Here is a 14,093-nt window from a genome sequence, read left to right as displayed (position 1 = left end):
GTCCCGATCACGCACGTACGGAGAAGAACCGCCATGCGCGTACTCACCCGCACCAACCGCACCAAGGCCTTCGGCCTGTTCGCCGCCGCGCTCGCCGCGGCCGGGCTGGTCCCGCTCACGGCGGGCGCGGCCGACGCCGCCCCGCCCGCCAGGCCCGCCGAGGCCGGCTCCTGTCCGGCCGCCGGCACCGTGACCCAGTGGTGGCACTCCGGCCACGACGGCGTCGACATCGCCAACAACCGCGGCACGCCCATCCATTCGACCGGATCCGGCACGGCGACGGAACCGTCACCGAGTACGGCCACATGTACGAGCGGCTCGTCTCCGTGAACCAGCGGGTGAGCAGCGGTCAGTTGATCGCCCGGATGGGCTCCGAGGGCGACTCCTCCGGCAACCACCTGCACTTCGAGGCGCACGCGTCCACGTCCAGCACCCGTGGCATGGACCCGGTGCCGTACCTGGCGGCGCGCGGCGTGAACCTGCCGTGCACCCCGGGTGGCGGCGGGGGTCAGCCGGGGACCAACTTCACCACCTGGGGCACCTCGGTGCGGGTGCGGCAGGAGGCGCGGCTGAACGCGGCGGTCGTGCGCACCCTGACCGGGCCGACGCCGGTGTACGTGGAGTGCCAGAAGCACGGCGACCTGGTCAACGCCGAGGGGTACAGCAACGACGCCTGGTCCTACATCCCGGCGCTCGGCGGTTACATCACCAACATCTACATCGACGACCCGGCCGCCTGGCTGCCCGGCGTGAGGGAGTGCTGACCGCACACCCCGGGCACTGCACCGCGTGCCCGTGAACCACGTGAGGGGCGTCGCGACGGTCCGTCGGGCCGGCGCGGCGCCCCCGGCGCGTGTTCGCTCGTTCAGCGCTGGACCAGCGTGACGTCCTGCTCCTGGTTGGCATGGAACTCGGGCAGGGGCAGCAGGCCCTGGGGGCGAAGTTCCAGGACCGTCGCCTCGACCCGGGCGGCGCCGGCCTTGAGCGAGCCCGGCATGGGCTTGCCGGTGTTCACCCAGCGGTGCTCGACGCCGTCGCACACGGCGCGGCTGCCGCCGATGCCGTACCGCACCGTCGAGGAGTCCTGGCCGATGGAGGAGGCGACGAACACCGGGCCGGTGCTGTCCACGCAGCGGTAGGTGCCGGAGAGGGTGACGGTGCCGTCCGCCGCGATGCTGCCGGCCGGGTCGACGGTGACGGTCTCCGCGGCCGCGGCCGCGGCCGGGGCCGGGTCGGCGGCGGACGCGGCCGGGACGGCCAGCAGGAGCAGAGCGGCGCCGACGGCCGCGGTGAGGGCGGGACGCAACGACATGGATGACCTCCGGGGGTGAGGAACCTCAGACGGTTTCCACTGGTACCGGGCGGCCGCCCTCCCGCCGGTGACCGTCACCCCTTCGGTGGCGAGTCCGCACCGGGCGTCGGCATACGGTCGTGGAGCCGTCCCGGTGCTGTCACATTCGGCGGCGGCGTCTGGCGGCGGCCGTCCGGCAGGCGCATCGTCGGAGCACGGGGCCCGCCGAACGGCCGGTCCCCCGACGTGGAGGTGCGCCATGTGTTCCCACCAGTCTCCGAGCGTCCCGGCCGGCGTCCGCCCCGCGCACGTCGTCGCCGCCCACCCCGAGCAGGGCTGGAACCTGCTGTGCGACGGCACGATCGTCTTCGACGACTCCGGTGAACTGCTCCCCGACGGCCGCATCGTGGCCCCGCACCGCGCGACGCCCGACCGGCTGACCGTCGCCGCCTGATTCAGGGCCGTTCGTCGAGGACCGCGAACCCGTCGAGTTCGACGAGGGCGTCCTCGTCCCACAGCCGTACGATCCCGACCACCGCCATCGCCGGGTAGTCCCGCCCCGCCAACCTCCGCCAGACCCGGCCGAGTTCGGCGGCACGGGAGCGGTAGTCGGCCACGTCGGTGACGTGGACCGTGACCCGCGCCAGGTCCGAGGGGGCGCCGCCCGCCGCGGCGAGCGCGGCCAGCAGGTTGGCGAGGGCCCGCTCGAACTGCTCCGTCAGCGTCCCGCCGACCACCTTCCCGGCCTGGTCCAGCGCGGTCTGGCCGGCCAGGAACACCACGCGGGAGCCGGTGGCGACGACGGCGTGGGAGAAGCCGGCGGGCGGGGACAGCTCGGGCGGGTTGACGCGCTCGACACTCACCGGCTCTCCCCCGCCCCGACGATCGCGCCCCCGCCCGAGCCCGCCCCGGCGACCCGGCCTTCACGCAGCTCCCTGTACAACTCCCTCGCGATGATGCCTCGTTGCACTTCGCTCGCCCCCTCGTAGATGCGTGGCGCCCGCACCTCGCGGTACAGGTGCTCCAACAGGTGGCCTCGGCGCAGCGCCCGCGCTCCGTGCAACTGGACGGCTGTGTCGACGACATACTGCGCGGTCTCGGTGGCGAGCAGCTTCGCCATGGCGGCGCGACGCGGGACGTCCGGGGCGCCGGCGTCGTACGCGGCCGCCGCCGCGTGGACCATGAGGCGGGCGGCCTCGGTACGCAGGGCCATCTCGGCGACCTGGTGAGACACGGCCTGAAGGTCACTCAGTGGGCCGCCGAAAGCGGTGCGTCGGGCCGTGTGCGCGAGGGTGGCGTCCAGGGCGGCCTGTGCCATTCCTACGGCGAAGGCGCCGACGCTGGGGCGGAAGAGGTCGAGGGTGGACATGGCCACGCGGAAGCCGTGCCCGGGTTCGCCGAGCACGTCGGCCGCCGTGACCGGGACGGCGTCGAAGCGCAGCGTGCCGATCGGGTGCGGGGAGAGCATGTCGAGGGCGGAGCCGGTCAGGCCGGGGCGGTCGGCGGGGAGCAGGAACGCGGTGACGCCTCGTGCGCCCGCGGCCTCGGCTGTGCGGGCGAACACGGTGTAGAGGTCGGCCTCGGGGGCGTTGGAGATCCAGCACTTCTCGCCGGTCAGGCGCCAGCCGTCCGGGCCGTCGGGCTCGGCCGCGAGGGCGAGGGCCGCCGCGTCGGAACCGGCGCCGGGCTCGCTCAGCGCGAACGCGGCGACCGCGCTGCCGTCGGCGACGCGGGGCAGCCAGCGCTCCCGTTGCGCGGCGGTGCCATGGGCGTGCACGGGGTGTGCGCCGAGGCCCTGAAGGGCGAGGGCGGTCTCCGCCTCGGTGCAGGCGTGCGCGAGGGACTCGCGCATCAGGCAGAGGTCGACGGCTCCGGAGGTGAACAGGCGTGACAGCAGGCCCAGTCGGCCGAGTTCGGCGAGAAGCGGGCGGTTGACGCGGCCCGGTTCGCCCTTGTCCGCGAGCGGGCGCAGTCGGTCGGCGGCCAGTGCGCGCAGTTCGGCGCACCAGGCGGTCTGTTCCGGTTCGAGTGAGAATGCGGACATCGTCGGCCCTTCTCTGCGACGGCTCCCTCGGACTCTCCGCGCGCCTCCCCCGCGCGCCCGCCCCGGTCTCTTTCCTTCGCGCGCCTCAACGGTATCGCGAACCGTTGACTGTCGTCACGGACACGATACGCTCGGTGGGCGAGCCCACCACGACGCCCACCACGGCGCTCCAGGCGCCCATCACGGCGCTTCCCGGCGCCCACCACGGCGCTCCCGGGCGCCCACCCAAGGCAAGGGGGCGACCCGCCATGAACGTCCCACCACCCGCCGGGCACCGCTCGGCCCACGTCGACACCTTCGCGCGCGACCACCTCCCGCCGCCCGACCAGTGGCCCGACCTGCGCTTCGACCTGCCGGAGCTGCGCTACCCCGAACGGCTGAACTGCGCCGCCGAGCTCCTCGCCGGCCCCGACGCCGGCCGTCCCGCGTTCCGCACCCCCGCCGGGCCTGTGTGGACGTACGGCGAGCTGCGCGCCCGCGTCGACCGGCTGGCGCATGTCCTCACCGGCGCCCTCGGGGTCGTCCCCGGCAACCGGGTGCTGCTGCGCGGGCCCACCACGCCGTGGCTGGCGGCGTGCTGGCTGGCGGTGCTCAAGGCGGGCGCGATCGCGGTCACCGTGCTGGCCCAGCAGCGCCCGCACGAGCTGCGCACGATGTGCGAGATGGCCCGGGTGCGGCACGCCCTGTGCGACGTCCGGGCGGTCGACGACCTCGCCAAGGCGGAGATCCCCGGGCTGCGGATCACCACGTACGGCGGCGACGCCCCCGACGACCTGCTGCGCCGGCCGGCGCCGGACGTGCCGTACGGGGCCGTGGACACCGCCGCCGACGACGTGGCGCTGGTCGCCTTCACCTCCGGCACCACCGGTCGCCCGAAGGGCTGCATGCACCTCCACCGGGATGTGCTCGCGACAGCCGACACCTTCTCCAGGCATGTGCTCAGACCCCAGGCCGACGATGTGTTCGCCGGCAGCCCTCCGCTCGGCTTCACCTTCGGCCTCGGCGGGCTGCTCGTCTTCCCGCTGCGGGCCGGCGCGAGCACCCTGCTGCTCGAACAGGCGGGCCCGAAGCAGCTGCTGGCGGCGATCGCAGCCCACCGGGTGTCCGTGCTGTTCACCGCGCCGACCGCGTACCGCGCGATGCTGGCGGAACTCGACGGAGGCGACGGACCCGCCGTGCGGGACGCCTCCCCTGCGCACGACCTGTCCTCGCTGCGGCGCTGCGTCTCGGCCGGGGAGAACCTGCCCGCCGCCACCTGGCGGGCCTGGCACGAGCGGACCGGGCTGCGGCTGATCAACGGCATCGGCGCCACCGAGCTGCTGCACATCTTCATCTCCGCCGCCGACGAGCACATCCGGCCCGGCACCACGGGCGTGCCCGTCCCCGGCTGGCAGGCGCGCGTGCAGGACGAGCGGGGCGTCCCCGTCCCCGACGGGCGGCCCGGGCTGCTCGCCGTGCGCGGCCCGGTCGGCTGCCGCTATCTGGCCGACGCCCGGCAGCGGGAGTACGTGCGGGACGGGTGGAACGTCACCGGCGACACCTACGTCCGGGAGAGCGACGGCTACTTCCGTTACGTCGCCCGCGCGGACGACATGATCGTCTCCGCCGGGTACAACATCGCGGGCCCGGAGGTCGAGGAGGCGCTGCTGCGGCACCCGGACGTCGTCGAGGCGGCCGTGATCGGGCGGCCGGACGAGGCGAGGGGGCACGTCGTCGTGGCGTTCGCGGTCCTGCGGGCCGGCGCACGGTCGGACACCGAGGCGCTGCGGGCCTTCGTCAAGGCGGAGCTGGCGCCGTACAAGTGTCCCCGCGAGATCGTATTGCTGGACTCGCTGCCGCGCACCGCGACCGGCAAGCTCCAGCGGTTCCGCCTGCGCACAGGCGCGGAGACCGGCGCCGACGCCACCGCGGACACCCACGATGACCAGCGGTGATACCGACAACCTAAGATGATCAACGTGTCCGACCAGCCTGCACCCCGGTCTCTCATCGTCACGCTCTACGGCGCGTACGGCCGTTTCGCGGCGGGTCCCGTGCCCGTCGCCGAGCTGATCCGGCTGCTCGCCGCGGTCGGCGTGGACTCGCCCTCCGTGCGCTCGTCGGTGTCCAGACTGAAGCGCCGCGGGCTGCTGGTGCCGGCCCGTACGGCGCGGGGCGCGGCCGGGTACGAACTGTCACCGGACGCACGGCAGATGCTCGACGACGGCGACCGGCGGATCTACGCCGCCGCGCCGCCCAAGGACGAGGGCTGGGTGCTGGCGGTGTTCTCCGTCCCGGAGTCGGAACGGCAGAAGCGGCACGTCCTGCGCTCCCGGCTGGCGGGGCTGGGCTTCGGCACGGCCGCGCCCGGCGTGTGGATCGCCCCCGCCCGGCTCTACGAGGAGACCCGGCACACGCTGGAGCGGCTGCGCCTGGAGGTCTACGTCGACTTCTTCCGCGGCGAGCACCTGGGTTTCGCGCCGACCGTCGACGCCGTCGCCCGCTGGTGGGACCTGACCGCCCTCGCCGAGCGGCACGAGGCGTTCCTCGACCGGCACGCCGGTGTGCTGCGCGCCTGGGAGCGGCGTGCGGACACCCCGCCGGAGGAGGCCTACCACGACTATCTCCTCGCTTTGGACTCCTGGCGCCATCTCCCCTACGCCGACCCCGGCCTGCCCGCCCACCTGCTCCCCTCGGACTGGCCGGGCACGCGTTCGGCGGCGGTCTTCCGGGGCCTGCACGAGCGACTGCGGGACGCGGGGGCGGAGTTCGTCGCGGCGGGGCCGCCCGGGTGACGGGCGGGCGGCCCCTCGCGTGCTTCAACTCCGCAGGGTGAGGCGGGGCTTCGGCGCGTCGGTACGGCCGGTGCGCGGCGGGCGGCTGCCCGCGCGGTACGGCGCCGGCCACAGGACGCCGGGGCCGTCGTAGCCCTGCTCGGCGGCGGCGTGCAGCGTCCAGTGCGGGTCGTAGAGGTGGGGGCGGCCCAGGGCGCAGAGGTCGGCCCGGCCCGCCAGAATCAGCGAGTTGACGTCGTCCCAGGAGGAGATCGCGCCGACCGCGATCACCGGCAGGCCCACCGTGTTGCGGATGCGGTCCGCGAAGGGCGTCTGGTACGACCGGCCGAACTCCGGTTCCTCCTCGGCGACGACCTGGCCGGTCGACACGTCGATCGCGTCGGCGCCGTGCGCGGCGAAGGCGCGGGCGATCTCGACGGCGTCCTCCGCCGTGGTGCCGCCCTCGGCCCAGTCGGTGGCGGAGATCCGGACGGTCATCGGCTTCTCCTGCGGCCATACGGCCCGTACGGCGTCGAAGACCTCCAGCGGGAAGCGGAGCCGCCGGGCCAGCGAGCCGCCGTAGGCGTCGGTGCGGCGGTTGGCGAGCGGGGAGAGGAAGCCGGACAGCAAGTAGCCGTGTGCGCAGTGCAGTTCGAGCAGGTCGAAGCCGGCGCGGGCGGCCCGTCCGGCCGCCGAGGTGAACTGCTCGCGCAGGTCGGTGAGTTGCGCTCGGCTCAGCTCGCGGGGCAGTTGACCGCCCGGCTTGTACGGCAGCGCGGAGGCGGCCACCAGCGGCCAGTTGCCGTCGGGCAGCGGCTCGTCCATGCCCTCCCACATCAGCCGGGTCGAGCCCTTGCGGCCGCAGTGGCCGAGCTGGACGCCGATAGCGGCGCCCGGCGCCCGGGTGTGGACGAAGTCGGTGATCCGCCGCCACGCCTCCGTCTGCCTGCCGGTGTAGAGGCCGGTGCAGCCGGGGGTGATCCGGCCCTGCTCGCTGACGCACACCATCTCCGTCATCACCAGCGCGGCCCCGCCGAGGGCGCGGGCGCCGAGGTGGACGAGGTGGAAGTCGCCGGGGAGGCCGTCGGCCGCCGAGTACATGTCCATCGGGGAGACGACGACCCGGTTGCGCAAGGTCAGGCCGCGCAGCCGGAACGGGGTGAACATCGGGGGCGTGCCGGGCGGGCAGCCGAACTCCCGCTCGACGCCGGCCGTGAAACGGGGGTCACGCAGGCGGAGGTTGTCGTGGGTGACGCGGCGGCTGCGGGTGAGCAGGTTGAAGGCGAACCGGCGGGGCGGCTGGCCGACATGACGGGCGAGGTCCTCGAACCAGTCAAGGCTGGCGCGGGCGGCGCGCTGGGTGGAGGCGACGACGGGGCGGCGCTCGGCCTCGTAGGCGGCCAACGCCTCCGGCAGGGAGGGCTGTTCCTCCAGACACGCCGCGAGTGCGAGGGCGTCCTCGACGGCGAGCTTGGTGCCGGAGCCGATGGAGAAGTGGGCGGTGTGGGCGGCGTCGCCCAGCAGGACCGTGTTGCCGTGCGACCAGCGCTCGTTGACGACCGTGCGGAAGGTCGACCACGTCGAGTGGTTGGACCTGAGCGGCCGGCCGCCGAGCGCGTCCGCGAAGATCTTCGCGCAGCGCGCCACGGACTCCTCCTCCCCCAGCTCCCCGAAGCCGGCCGCCCGCCACACCTCCTCGCGCATCTCGACGATCACGGTGGAGGCGTCCGACGCGTAGGGGTAGCCGTGCAGTTGCATCACGCCGTGCTCGGTCTCGGCGATCTCGAAGCGGAAGGCGTCGAAGGCGAAGTCCGCGGCGAGCCAGATGTAGCGGCAGCGGTGGTTCACGATGGTCGGGCGGAAGAGGTGGGCGTGGGTGTCGCGGGTGGTGCTGTGGACTCCGTCGGCGGCGATGACGAGGTCGTGCGTCTCGGCGAGGCGCTCCGCGGGTGGGGCGGGGGTGTTGAAGCGGAGGTCCACTCCGAGGGTGTGGCAGCGGGCGTGCAGGATCTGGAGGAGCTTCTTTCGGCCGAGGGCCGCGAAGCCGTGGCCTCCGGCGGTTTGGCGGGTGCCTCGGTGGACGATGTGGATGTCGTCCCAGCGGGTGAACTCCCGTTCCAGGGCGGCGTGGACGACCGGGTCCGCGTTCTCTATGCCGCCTAGGGTCTCGTCGGAGAGGACGACGCCGAAGCCGAAGGTGTCGTCGGGGGCGTTGCGCTCCCAGAGGGTCACCTCGCGGTGGGCGTTCAGGTTCTTCAGCAGGGCTGCGGCGTAGAGGCCGGCGGGGCCGCCGCCTATGACTGCTATGCGGTGGGGGTGGGTGGGGTCGCATGGCGGGTGCGGGTGCGTTGGGGCTTGTCGCGCAGTTCCCCGCGCCCCTGGGGTGGGTGTCCTCGCGTCGGGATTCGGGCGCATCAGCGGCCCTGCCATTTCGGGGGGCGTTTGGCTGTGAAGGCTGCGTGGAATTCGGCGTAGTCCTCGCCGTTCATCAGGAGGGCCTGGGTGGCGGCGTCCAGTTCGATCGCTGCCGCCAGCGGCATGTCGAGTTCGGCGGTCAGGAGGGCCTTCGTCTGGGCGTAGGCCAGGGCGGGGCCGCCGGCCAGGCGGTGGGCGAGGCGTTGGGCGGCCTGGTCTGCGCCGCCGTCCTCGGCGAGTTCGCTGATCAGGCCGATCCGCTCGGCCTCGGGCGCCCGCACGGGTTCGCCGAGCATGAGCAGCCGGGTGGCGTGACCGAGGCCGACGACCCGGGGCAGCAGATAGGCGGCGCCCATGTCGCCGCCGGAGAGGCCGACGCGGGTGAAGAGGAACGCGAAGCGGGCGGTGGGGTCGGCGACCCGGAAGTCCGCGGCGAGGGCGAGGACCGCGCCGGCGCCCGCGGCCACCCCGTGCACCGCGGCGATCACCGGGAACGGACACTCCCGTACGGCCCGTACGACCTGCCCGGTCATCCGGTTGAAGTCGAGCAGCTGGGCGGTGTCCAGGGCGAGGGTCGCGCCGATGATCTCGTCGACGTCCCCGCCGGAGCAGAAGCCACGCCCCTCGCCCGCCAGGACCAACGCGCGCACGGACCGCTCCCGGGACAGTTCGGCGAGCAGGTCGCGCAGGTCGGCGTAGGCGCCGAAGGTGAGGGCGTTGAGCTTCTCGGGGCGGGCGAGGGTGACGGTGGCGATGCCGTCGGCCCGGGTGACCCGGAGGTGGCGCCAGTCGGAGGTGCGGGCGGCGGAGCCGGTGAAGGGACTCATGAGGGCGGCCTCCTCGACGAGTGGTCTCCTCGAAATTATCACCTTTGCGTGACTGTCGTCAGGAGTGCGCGATAACACGAGGGGGTATGCCACGGACGTGTCACTGCGTGACCGGGCCACGTCACATGCGTCACCGCTCGTCAATAGGGCGGTAACAAGCGGAGCAGGCGTGCGAGGGAAGGCGTTGTGCCGGGTAGGCCGCCGACGACGGGGTCGACGGCCCTGTGCGGCGACCCTCGTGCGACTGAGCCGGAGGCCGCCGTACCATTCCTGGAAGTTGAGAGCAGGACTGCCTGATGTCGAGCACGGGACCCTGCGCCATGAACGGAATCGCCTTGCACGAACGTCCTGCCTCGCCCGCCTCCTGGCGCATCGCGCTGCCGCACTCCGCCGCGGCCGTGCCGGTGGCCCGCGCCCTGATCCGCACGGCGCTGGCCGAGCTGAAGCACGGGGCGGACAGCGACACGGCGGAACTGCTGACAGCCGAGCTGGTGGCGAACGCCGTGGAGCACACCTGCGGGGACGCCCCGATAGAGCTGGTCGTGGAGTTGCAGCCGACCGGCTGCCAGGTGGAGGTGCACGACCCCGACCCCACCCCGCCGGGCGACCTGACCCGCCCGCCCGTCGTCGAGCCCGACCCGTGGCAGGAGCACGGGCGCGGGCTGCTGCTGATCCGCGCCCTCAGCTCCTCCTGCGGGCACCGGCCGACGGAGACCGGCAAGGCGGTGTGGTTCAGGCTGGCTGCCGTTCCCCGGCAGTGGCGTCCTCACCCGGCGTGAGAGCCTCGGCCTCGTCGGCAGCCGCCAGCCGGGAGTTGCGACGGCCGTACACCCCGTACAGCACGAGTCCGGCGGCGAGGAACACGGCGAACTGGAGCCAGGTCGCCCACCCGGTCTCGTACATCAGGTAGAGGCAGAAGGCGACGCCGAGCAGCGGAACGGCGGGGTAGAGCGGGACGCGGAAGGTGCGGGCCAGGGACGGCTCGCGGCGGCGCAGGGCGATCACCGCGATGTTGACGACGGCCATGATCGCGAGGGTGCCGATGGTGCACAGGTTCATGACGGCGTCCAGGGAGGCGAAGGCCGCCGGGACCGCGAAGACGATCGCCACGATCAGGGTGCCCGCGACGGGCGTGGCGGTGCGGGGCGAGACCTTCTCGAAGACGCGCGGGACGAGTCCGTCGCGTGCCATCGACATCAGGATGCGGGTCTGCCCGTACATCACCGCGAGGACGACCGAGGCGATCGCGACGACCGCGCCGAAGGCGACGATCCCGCCGCCGACCGAGGAGCCGGTGACCTGGTTGACGACGTAGGACAGGGCGGCGGGACGGCCCGCGACCTCGTCGCCGCCGGCGGCGCCGATCGCGGCGAGCGCGACCGCGCAGTACAGCAGGGTGACCAGGCCCATGCAGACGAGGATCGCGACGGGCACGTCCCGGCGCGGGTTGCGGGCCTCCTCGCCGGCCGTGGTGATCGCGTCGAAGCCGATGTAGGAGAAGAAGGCGGCGGTGGTGCCCGCGCCGATGCCGCCGAGGCCGGCCGGGGTGAACGGGGTGAGGTTGCCGTCCTTGAAGGCGCTGAAGCCGATCGCGCAGAACGCGACGAGGATGGCGAGCTTGAGGACGGCCATCGCGGCGGTGGCCCGGGCGCTCTCGCGGATGCCGCGGACCAGCAGCACGGCGGCCATGGCGATGACGAGCACGGCCGGGAGGTTGACCACCCCGCCCTCGCCGGGCCCCGCGGACAGGGCGGCGGGCAGGTGCAGACCGGTGAGGCTGTCGAGGAGTTCGTTGACGTACTGGCTCCAGCCGACGGCGACGGCGCTCACCGACACGCCGTACTCCAGGAGCAGGCACCAGCCGACGAGGAAGGCGGTGCGCTCGCCGAGGCTCGCGTACGCGAAGGAGTACGAGGAGCCGGAGACGGGGATCGCGCCGGCCAGCTCGGCGAACGCGAACGCGGTGAACACGCAGGTGATCGCGGCGAGGACGAAGGAGACGACGACGGCCGGGCCGGCCTGGGCGACCGAGTCGGAGAGTCCGACGAAGATGCCGGTGCCGACGATCGCGCCGAGGCCGAAGCAGACCAGCTGGAAGAGGCCCATGGTGCGGCGCAGGCCGTGGCCCTCGCGGTCGGCGCCTGACTCGGCCACCAGGCTGGCGGGGGACTTGATGCGGTGAGCGGGCATGCGGGTGGTGCTCGTTTCTGGTGGTGCGGGGCGACGGGGTGTCGTCGCGGGACGGTCACGGAAGGGGTGGTTCCGGACCGCCCGACAGCATAAGGGCAGGTCGGTCAGGCGAGTGTGGCGACGAGCACAGCCTTGATGGTGTGCAGACGGTTCTCCGCCTCGTCGAAGACGACGGAGTGGGCCGACTCGAACACCTCGTCGGTCACTTCGAGGGAGTCCAGGCCGTACGTCTCGTGGATCTCGCGGCCGACCTTGGTCCCGAGGTCGTGGAAGGCCGGCAGGCAGTGCAGGAACTTCACGTCCGGGTCGCCGGTGGCGCGCAGGACGTCCATGGTCACGGCGTACGGGGCGAGAGCGGCGATGCGCTCCTCCCAGACCTCCTTGGGCTCGCCCATGGAGACCCACACGTCGGTGGCGACGAAGCCGGCGCCGCGCACGCCGTCGGCCACGGACTCGGTGAGGGTGATGCGCGCCCCGCTGGCCTCGGCGAGCTCGCGGGCCCGGTCCACGACCTCCTGAGCGGGCCAGTAGCTCTTGGGAGCGACGATGCGCACGTCCATGCCGAGCAGGGCGCCGGTGACCAGGTAGGAGTTGCCCATGTTGAAGCGGGCGTCGCCGAGGTAGGCGAAGGCGATCTCGTGCAGCGGCCGGCCGGAGTGCTCGGTCATGGTGAGCACGTCGGCGAGCATCTGGGTGGGGTGCCAGTCGTCGGTGAGTCCGTTGTAGACGGGCACGCCGGCGTACGCGGCGAGCTCCTCCACCTTCTGCTGGCTGTCGCCGCGGTACTCGATCGCGTCGTACATCCGGCCCAGGACCCGCGCGGTGTCCTTCACGGACTCCTTGTGCCCGATCTGGGAGCCGGAAGGGGCGAGGTAGGTGGTGGAGGCGCCCTGGTCGGCGGCGGCGACCTCGAACGCGCAGCGGGTGCGGGTGGAGGTCTTCTCGAAGATCAGCGCGATGTTCCTGCCCTGGAGCCGCCTGTCCTCGGTCCCGGCCTTCTTCGCGGCCTTCAGCTCGGCGGCCAGCTCGATCAGGCCGCGGAACTCCTCGGCCGTGAAGTCGAGCTCCTTGAGGAAGTGGCGGCCGGCGAGGGCGCTCGGGGACGTCGCCATGGGGGCGCTCCATAGGTACGAGAACAGGACCGTGGAAGTATATACGACAACTGGAATTTCTATACAGCCCCGCGTCCGTTCCGTTCCACCCCGCGCTCCCTTCTACACAGCCCCGCGTTCGACCGGGCAGCTCATGCAGCGCGGTCCGCCCCTCCCCCGGCCCAGCTCGCTGCCCGGGATCTCTATCACCTCGATGCCCTGCTTGCGCAGGTGCGTGTTGGTGGTGGAGTTGCGCTCGTAGGCGATGACGACGCCGGGCTCGACGGCGAGGACGTTGCAGCCGTCGTCCCACTGCTCCCGCTCGGCGGCGTGCACGTCCTGGGTGGCGGTGAGCACCCGGATCTCGCTCAGCCCGAGGGCGGCGGCGATCGCACGGTGCATGTGCTCCGGCGGATGGTCGGTGACCTTGAGCTCCTTCTCGCCGGCGCCCGGCTCGATGGTGTACGAGCGGAGCATGCCGAGGCCCGCGTACTGGGTGAAGGTGTCGCCGTCGACCATGGTCATCACGGTGTCGAGGTGCATGAGGGCGCGGCGCTTGGGCAGGTCGAGGGCCACGATGGTCTGCGCCGAGCCGGCGTCGAAGAGTTTGTGGGCGAGCATCTCGACGGCCTGGGGCGTGGTGCGTTCGCTCATGCCGATCAGGACCGCGCCGTTGCCGATGACGAGGACGTCCCCGCCCTCGATGGTGGAGGGGTAGTCGGCCTGCCCCTCCGACCAGAGGTGGAAGGTCTCGGCGCGGAAGAGCGGGTGGTGCCGGTAGATCGCCTCGAAGTGCACGGTCTCGCGCTGCCGGGCCGGCCAGCGCATCGCGTTGATGGAGACGCCGTCGTAGATCCAGGCGGAGGTGTCGCGGGTGAAGAGGTGGTTGGGCAGGGGGCGCAGGAGGAAGTCGTCGAGTTCCATGACGTGGAAGCGCACGGACGTCGGTTCCGCGTGCTCCTCCAGGAACTCCCGTTTGGTCATGCCGCCGACGAGGGCCTCGGCGAGTTCGGGAGCGGGCAGGGTCTCGAAGGCGGCGCGGAGGTGGTCGGTGGCCAGCACTCCGTACTCCTTCTCGTCGAAGACCCGGTCCAGGACGAGCGATCTGGCCGCCGGGATGTCCAGTGCCTCGGTGAGCAGGTCGCCGAAGAGGTGGACGGCGACGCCTCTGTCCCGCAGGACGTCCGCGAAGCCGTCGTGCTCGGCGCGCGCCCGGCGCACCCACAGCACGTCGTCGAAGAGGAGGGCGTCCTTGTTGCTGGGGGTGAGCCTTTTGAGCTCGAGATCCGGCCGGTGCAGGATGACGCGGCGCAGTGGCCCGGCTTCGGAGTCGACATGGAATCCCATGCCTCCATCCTGGCCGCCGGGGACCGCCTTCACCCGCATGTGGACAGATTCCGACCGAGCTTGTTCTCGTCTGCTTGACGACAAGCGGATCGACCGATTATCGTCGCACTGACGAAAAATCGGGTCGCGTGAGTT

At 72.7% G+C, this 14,093-nt stretch carries 14 protein-coding genes; 6 read left to right on the top strand and 8 right to left on the bottom strand.

Annotated elements, in window-relative coordinates:
* Positions 1–33: 33 nt before the first annotated feature.
* The gene (locus ACFYXA_RS00830) at positions 34–330 is read left to right on the top strand and encodes a hypothetical protein (protein ID WP_389027159.1); all 297 of its coding nucleotides are present in this window, start codon (positions 34–36) and stop codon (positions 328–330) included.
* The gene (locus ACFYXA_RS00825) at positions 306–764 is read left to right on the top strand and encodes a M23 family metallopeptidase (RefSeq protein WP_389027157.1); all 459 of its coding nucleotides are present in this window, start codon (positions 306–308) and stop codon (positions 762–764) included. The genes ACFYXA_RS00830 and ACFYXA_RS00825 overlap by 25 nt, the downstream gene beginning before the upstream one ends.
* Positions 765–865: 101 nt before the next feature.
* On the opposite strand, the gene ACFYXA_RS00820 is transcribed toward ACFYXA_RS00825, so the two are convergent.
* Complete coding sequence (locus ACFYXA_RS00820; protein ID WP_389027155.1) at positions 866–1,312, bottom strand: DUF6299 family protein; 447 nt, start codon at positions 1,310–1,312, stop codon at positions 866–868.
* A 238-nt stretch (positions 1,313–1,550) separates the two neighbouring features.
* Here ACFYXA_RS00820 and ACFYXA_RS00815 point away from each other — a divergent pair, with 238 nt between their 5' ends.
* Positions 1,551–1,745: a DUF5999 family protein gene (locus ACFYXA_RS00815; RefSeq protein WP_389027153.1), complete on the top strand. Its 195-nt coding sequence runs from the start codon at positions 1,551–1,553 to the stop codon at positions 1,743–1,745.
* Between the two features lies 1 nt (position 1,746).
* Here ACFYXA_RS00815 and ACFYXA_RS00810 read toward each other — a convergent pair whose 3' ends face one another.
* Both ACFYXA_RS00810 and ACFYXA_RS00805 read right to left on the bottom strand, forming a co-directional pair.
* Complete coding sequence (locus ACFYXA_RS00810; RefSeq protein ID WP_352245910.1) at positions 1,747–2,154, bottom strand: RidA family protein; 408 nt, start codon at positions 2,152–2,154, stop codon at positions 1,747–1,749.
* On the bottom strand, positions 2,151–3,335 hold the full coding sequence (locus ACFYXA_RS00805) for an acyl-CoA dehydrogenase family protein (protein WP_389027150.1): 1,185 nt from the start codon (positions 3,333–3,335) through the stop codon (positions 2,151–2,153). The genes ACFYXA_RS00810 and ACFYXA_RS00805 overlap by 4 nt, the downstream gene beginning before the upstream one ends.
* Before the next feature lie 248 nt (positions 3,336–3,583).
* Here ACFYXA_RS00805 and ACFYXA_RS00800 point away from each other — a divergent pair, with 248 nt between their 5' ends.
* Both ACFYXA_RS00800 and ACFYXA_RS00795 read left to right on the top strand, forming a co-directional pair.
* Positions 3,584–5,269, top strand: coding sequence for an AMP-binding protein (locus tag ACFYXA_RS00800; protein ID WP_389027148.1), 1,686 nt, complete (start codon positions 3,584–3,586; stop codon positions 5,267–5,269).
* 15 nt (positions 5,270–5,284) lie between these two features.
* On the top strand, positions 5,285–6,109 hold the full coding sequence (locus tag ACFYXA_RS00795) for a PaaX family transcriptional regulator C-terminal domain-containing protein (protein WP_389027146.1): 825 nt from the start codon (positions 5,285–5,287) through the stop codon (positions 6,107–6,109).
* Positions 6,110–6,133: 24 nt separating this feature from the next.
* Here ACFYXA_RS00795 and ACFYXA_RS00790 read toward each other — a convergent pair whose 3' ends face one another.
* Positions 6,134–8,518 (bottom strand): bifunctional salicylyl-CoA 5-hydroxylase/oxidoreductase, encoded by a 2,385-nt coding sequence (locus tag ACFYXA_RS00790; protein ID WP_389027144.1) that lies wholly within the window; start codon positions 8,516–8,518, stop codon positions 6,134–6,136.
* Positions 8,503–9,330, bottom strand: a complete 828-nt coding sequence (locus tag ACFYXA_RS00785) for an enoyl-CoA hydratase family protein (RefSeq protein ID WP_389027142.1) — start codon at positions 9,328–9,330, stop codon at positions 8,503–8,505. The genes ACFYXA_RS00790 and ACFYXA_RS00785 overlap by 16 nt, the downstream gene beginning before the upstream one ends.
* Positions 9,331–9,650: 320 nt before the next feature.
* Between ACFYXA_RS00785 and ACFYXA_RS00780 the strand changes: the two genes are divergently transcribed.
* Complete coding sequence (locus ACFYXA_RS00780; protein ID WP_389027140.1) at positions 9,651–10,109, top strand: ATP-binding protein; 459 nt, start codon at positions 9,651–9,653, stop codon at positions 10,107–10,109.
* Here ACFYXA_RS00780 and ACFYXA_RS00775 read toward each other — a convergent pair.
* The 3 genes from ACFYXA_RS00775 to ACFYXA_RS00765 form a co-directional block, all read right to left on the bottom strand.
* On the bottom strand, positions 10,063–11,520 hold the full coding sequence (locus tag ACFYXA_RS00775; protein WP_389027138.1) for an amino acid permease: 1,458 nt from the start codon (positions 11,518–11,520) through the stop codon (positions 10,063–10,065). The two genes, ACFYXA_RS00780 and ACFYXA_RS00775, sit on opposite strands and share 47 nt — an antisense overlap.
* Before the next feature lie 104 nt (positions 11,521–11,624).
* Positions 11,625–12,632: an ornithine carbamoyltransferase gene (gene argF, locus ACFYXA_RS00770; protein ID WP_389027136.1), complete on the bottom strand. Its 1,008-nt coding sequence runs from the start codon at positions 12,630–12,632 to the stop codon at positions 11,625–11,627.
* A 102-nt stretch (positions 12,633–12,734) separates the two neighbouring features.
* Entirely contained in the window at positions 12,735–13,958 is a 1,224-nt protein-coding gene (locus ACFYXA_RS00765) for an arginine deiminase (protein ID WP_389027134.1), read from the bottom strand.
* Positions 13,959–14,093 lie beyond the last annotated feature (135 nt).

The sequence above is a fragment of the Streptomyces sp. NPDC002566 genome (assembly GCF_042889585.1).
In the GTDB taxonomy this organism is placed as follows: Bacteria; Actinomycetota; Actinomycetes; order Streptomycetales; family Streptomycetaceae; genus Streptomyces.
Note: the sequence above shows the minus strand (reverse complement) of the source record. Positions and strands in the feature narration are given on the sequence as shown.

Coding starts and splice junctions, on each gene's coding strand:
- ACFYXA_RS00820 (WP_389027155.1), bottom strand. CDS start 1,312: ATGTCGTTGCGTCCCGCCCTCACCGCGGCCGTCGGCGCCGCTCTGCTC.
- ACFYXA_RS00805 (WP_389027150.1), bottom strand. CDS start 3,335: ATGTCCGCATTCTCACTCGAACCGGAACAGACCGCCTGGTGCGCCGAA.
- ACFYXA_RS00800 (WP_389027148.1), top strand. CDS start 3,584: ATGAACGTCCCACCACCCGCCGGGCACCGCTCGGCCCACGTCGACACC.
- ACFYXA_RS00775 (WP_389027138.1), bottom strand. CDS start 11,520: ATGCCCGCTCACCGCATCAAGTCCCCCGCCAGCCTGGTGGCCGAGTCA.
- ACFYXA_RS00825 (WP_389027157.1), top strand. CDS start 306: ATGTACGAGCGGCTCGTCTCCGTGAACCAGCGGGTGAGCAGCGGTCAG.
- ACFYXA_RS00795 (WP_389027146.1), top strand. CDS start 5,285: ATGATCAACGTGTCCGACCAGCCTGCACCCCGGTCTCTCATCGTCACG.
- argF (WP_389027136.1), bottom strand. CDS start 12,632: ATGGCGACGTCCCCGAGCGCCCTCGCCGGCCGCCACTTCCTCAAGGAG.
- ACFYXA_RS00830 (WP_389027159.1), top strand. CDS start 34: ATGCGCGTACTCACCCGCACCAACCGCACCAAGGCCTTCGGCCTGTTC.
- ACFYXA_RS00765 (WP_389027134.1), bottom strand. CDS start 13,958: ATGGGATTCCATGTCGACTCCGAAGCCGGGCCACTGCGCCGCGTCATC.
- ACFYXA_RS00815 (WP_389027153.1), top strand. CDS start 1,551: ATGTGTTCCCACCAGTCTCCGAGCGTCCCGGCCGGCGTCCGCCCCGCG.
- ACFYXA_RS00780 (WP_389027140.1), top strand. CDS start 9,651: ATGAACGGAATCGCCTTGCACGAACGTCCTGCCTCGCCCGCCTCCTGG.
- ACFYXA_RS00785 (WP_389027142.1), bottom strand. CDS start 9,330: ATGAGTCCCTTCACCGGCTCCGCCGCCCGCACCTCCGACTGGCGCCAC.
- ACFYXA_RS00790 (WP_389027144.1), bottom strand. CDS start 8,518: ATGGCAGGGCCGCTGATGCGCCCGAATCCCGACGCGAGGACACCCACC.